General features: G+C 49.5%; 3 protein-coding genes and 1 pseudogene. All 4 read right to left on the bottom strand.

What is annotated here, in order from left to right; translation table 11 throughout:
- Positions 1 to 59 precede the first annotated feature (59 nt).
- The gene (locus tag Q0340_RS04325; RefSeq protein ID WP_298082311.1) at positions 60 to 464 is read right to left on the bottom strand and encodes a hypothetical protein; all 405 of its coding nucleotides are present in this window, start codon (positions 462 to 464) and stop codon (positions 60 to 62) included.
- A gap of 17 nt (positions 465 to 481) precedes the next feature.
- Positions 482 to 1,201 (bottom strand): CorA family divalent cation transporter, encoded by a 720-nt coding sequence (locus tag Q0340_RS04320; RefSeq protein ID WP_298082310.1) that lies wholly within the window; start codon positions 1,199 to 1,201, stop codon positions 482 to 484.
- Positions 1,202 to 1,991: 790 nt separating this feature from the next.
- Positions 1,992 to 3,203 (bottom strand): threonine ammonia-lyase, encoded by a 1,212-nt coding sequence (gene ilvA, locus Q0340_RS04315; protein ID WP_298053787.1) that lies wholly within the window; start codon positions 3,201 to 3,203, stop codon positions 1,992 to 1,994.
- 100 nt (positions 3,204 to 3,303) lie between these two features.
- Positions 3,304 to 3,757: pseudogene (locus tag Q0340_RS04310) on the bottom strand (tRNA (uridine(54)-C5)-methyltransferase TrmA); the annotation flags it as partial.

Below are 3,757 nucleotides of genomic sequence, written 5' to 3'. Positions count from 1 at the left end.
TTCATTATTTCTCCTGTTTTGCGATTAAATTTAGGCGTCGCAAGCAGCGCCTAAATTTCTCAAATTTCTAAAATTTGCGGACAGATTTTAGCTACGCTTTGTTCAAACTCCGCCTTTTGCGAGGCGTTCGGTTTGTCAAGGGCTTCGAATTTAGCAAAAAGCTCCGCTACCTCAAACCAGCCCGTGAGATTTAGATCGAATTTTTCCAAATTCGCCTCGGACAAAAACTCCAAATCATGGTCGTAAAACGCGATCTCGCCGCTAGAGCTTAGCAGCCAAAGATCGCCGGTGCCGCTATCTGCAAAGATACAAAACTCGCGCAGCAGCCCGCTATCGCCCTCAAAAGAAAATTTCGCCGCGTCGTTGTAGTGCGCGATCTCGTGCTCTTTAGGCACTCTAAAACCGCCTGCAATCTCCCTGCCGAGGTATTCTCCTAGGATATTTTTTAGCTCGTTTTTGTTCAAAATTTAACCCCTCCGCTTTAGTTTCGTTTTTTGACGTAAAACATAAAAAAGCCGACCATCGCTGCGAAAATCACGCACATCGCAAGTGTCACGATGAGCGTGCCGTGCGCCGAGCCGCTTAAAAACAGCCCCGTCGTGTTCATCCCGAAAAAGCTCGTAATGAAATTTAGCGGCAAAAGTAGCGACGAGATGATCGTGAGGATGTAGATGTTGCGGCTAATTTTGTCGTTTTTGAGGCCTTGGATGAACTGATAGATATCCTCGATCCTGACGGCGTATTCGCTCATCACGCCCTTGAAAACGCCCGCTTCGTAGGCGTAGTTTTTCAGCCGCTTTTTAAGGGCCGCTTGCTCGTTTGCGCAGATGAGCAGCGCCTCGTAAAAATGCGAAATTTTGTTTTGAAATTTGCGGATTTCGTATTTTAGGACCGAGTGCCTTTTCATAAATTTTGAAAAATCGCCGCGGCGCGTGTAGATTTTTTCGTAATTCTCAAGCTCTGCGGAGTGCTCTAAAATTTTATCGCGGTACTGCGCGAGGATCTTTTTAACGACCGCGAAAAACTCCGCCTCGCTGCTAAGCCGCACCTCGGCGGCACCCTCCTGCAAATAGATTGCGCCCGCGTCGAAAATAAAGCGGTAGTTTTGCTCGCGCGGCGCGTCCGTCACGAAGTACACATACTCGCGATCCTCGGCGTAGTAGTAGCCTGAAACGCTGCGCTTTTCGGTAATCGGGTTCAATGAGGCCTCCTTATTCAATCGTTTTAAATTTACGGAATTTCAGAATTCCGCTCAAATTTACGGAATTTTGAAATTCTGCTGCCTATAAGAATTCCGAAATTTCGCCGCCACTTAAATTTTATCGTATTTGGAATTTCAAAATTCTTTTGCGCTTGGAATTTTAAAATTTTGTGAGCTGTAAATTCCGGCTAAATTTTAAAATTTAGCATGCCGTAATTCAACCCCTATTAAAATTTAACGCGAGCCGTAAGGCTCGCCCTTTGAGCGTGCCAGGGGTTGGGGGATTTTAAGGGGGAAGGGGAGCGCCTCGCAAGTAGCGCCCCTTCCCCCCTTAAGAGAAAACGCTGCCCCGACCTAAATTCCATAGGCAGAATTCTACATAGAGAAATTTTAAATTTATTACAAGATGAAATTCTATTTTGTAAATTGTTACAAAATTTTATGATATAGCCTAGTTCTCGGGTGTATTATGTGCAATATTCGTAAGGGGGCGGCGCTCGGAGTTGCGAGGCGTGCCCGCCCCCTTACCAACCCCCACCCGCGCGACGCTAGAAGGGCGGACTACGTCCGCGTTATTTAAATTGCGGCTTACGCCGCATATTTGGAATTTTAAATTCTATGTAAAATTTAAAACCGCGAGCCGCAAAGTGTTTCGGCACGACGGATATAAAATGGAGGCAAAATTTAAAATTTACCCGCTGCAAGCCGCGATCAGGATGCAAGCGAATAAATTTGGCAATTTTAGGCAAATTCACGAGCGAAAATAAATTTTAAAAACTCCCGCGAAATTTTACAAAATCTCCCTAAAATCATACCCTGCGTTTTTGAGCGCCCAGGCGATGTCCTCTTGATGAGCCTTGCCTTTGGTCTCAAGCGTGATCGTGATCTGCGCGTCGCCGTACTCGATATTGGTCGAGAAGCGGTCGTAGTCAATCTTGACGATGTTTGCGTTGGCGCGGCGCAAAATTTCGGTAAGTCCCGTAAGCGCGCCCGGCTTATCGACGAGCGTGACGTTGATCGTCATCTTGCGGTGCGATTTTATGAGACCCTTTTCGATGATGATGTTTAGCATCTGCACGTCGATGTTGCCGCCGCTTAGGATGATGCCGATCTTTGCGCCCGCGGGGAATGCAAATTTTGCGTTCATCAGCGCTGCTACTCCCGCCGCGCCCGCGCCCTCGACGATGATTTTTTGCTGCTCGAGCAGATAGAGTATCGCGCTTGCAATCTCCTCGTCATCGACCTGCACGAACTCATCGACGCACTCGATGATCGTAGAGAGCGTGATCTCGCTCGTATCCCGCACCGCGATGCCGTCGGCGATGGTGCGGACCGATTCGGAATTTAGCGGCTTTTTCGCGACGAAGCTATCGTGCATCGCGGGCGCGCCCTTGGCGGCTACGGCGATGATTTTGATGTCCGGATTGATCTGCTTGGCGCAGCTGCAAACCCCCGTCGCAAGCCCGCCGCCGCCAACCGGAACGACGATGTATTCAAGATCTGCGACCTCTTCGATCATCTCAAGCGCGATCGTGCCTTGGCCCGCTTGTACGAACTCGTCGTTGAAGGGATGCACGAACGTCAGATTGTGCTCCTTGGCATATTCCAGCGCAAACGCGTACGCCTCGTCGAAATTATCGCCCTTTAGGATGATCTCCGCGCCCAGAGCCTTCGTGCCGCTTACCTTAAGTAGCGGCGTGGCTTCAGGCATTACGATCACGGCATGCACGCCGAATTTTTGCGCGCTCATCGCTACGCCTTGGGCGTGGTTGCCCGCGCTTGCGGCTATTACTCCATGTGCCCGCTCCTCATCCGTTAGGTGCGCGATTTTATTGTAAGCCCCACGGATCTTATATGCGCCGGTGCGCTGCAAGTTCTCGCTTTTGAGATACACTTCCGCGCCGTAAAGCTTGCTGAGCTTCGGCGCCAGAGCAAAGGGCGTTTTATAGACGAAATCGTTTATCGTGCGCTTTGCTTGGATGATTTTATTTAGATCAACCATCTACTTCCTTTCGTAATTTTAAATTTTGTTATTATACATATTTTAGGCGGAATTTTATCCCGCGCGCAGCCTAAATCCGCAGCTTCGGTTTTAGCTCCGCTTAACTCCTGCGCCGCAATAGCACGCCGCATTCGATATGCGCCGTATGCGCGAACTGATCGAAGATCGCAAACCTGCGCACCTCATGCGTAACGCAAAGCGAGCGCAAATTTTCAAAAAGCGTCTGCGGGTTACAGGAGATGTAGATCAAATTTTGAAAATTTTTTATGAAATCAATCACGCTAGGCTCCAGCCCCGCTCGCGGCGGATCGATCAAGACGTGCGAAAAATCGTAGCCGAAAATATCGATCCCCTTTAGCCGCTCAAACTCGCGCCTGCGCGCAAACGCGCTCATCAGCTCATCCGCGCTAAGGCGAACGAATTGCGCGTTGCAAACGCCATTGAGCTCGCAGTTTATGCGGGCATTCACGATCGAGCTTTTTGAAATTTCGCTCGCCAGCACGCGGTTAAATTTAGTCGCAAGCGGGATGGTGAAGTTGCCGTGCCCGCAGTAC

Source organism: uncultured Campylobacter sp. (assembly GCF_938045595.1).
In the GTDB taxonomy this organism is placed as follows: domain Bacteria; phylum Campylobacterota; class Campylobacteria; order Campylobacterales; family Campylobacteraceae; genus Campylobacter_B.
Note: the sequence above shows the minus strand (reverse complement) of the source record. Positions and strands in the feature narration are given on the sequence as shown.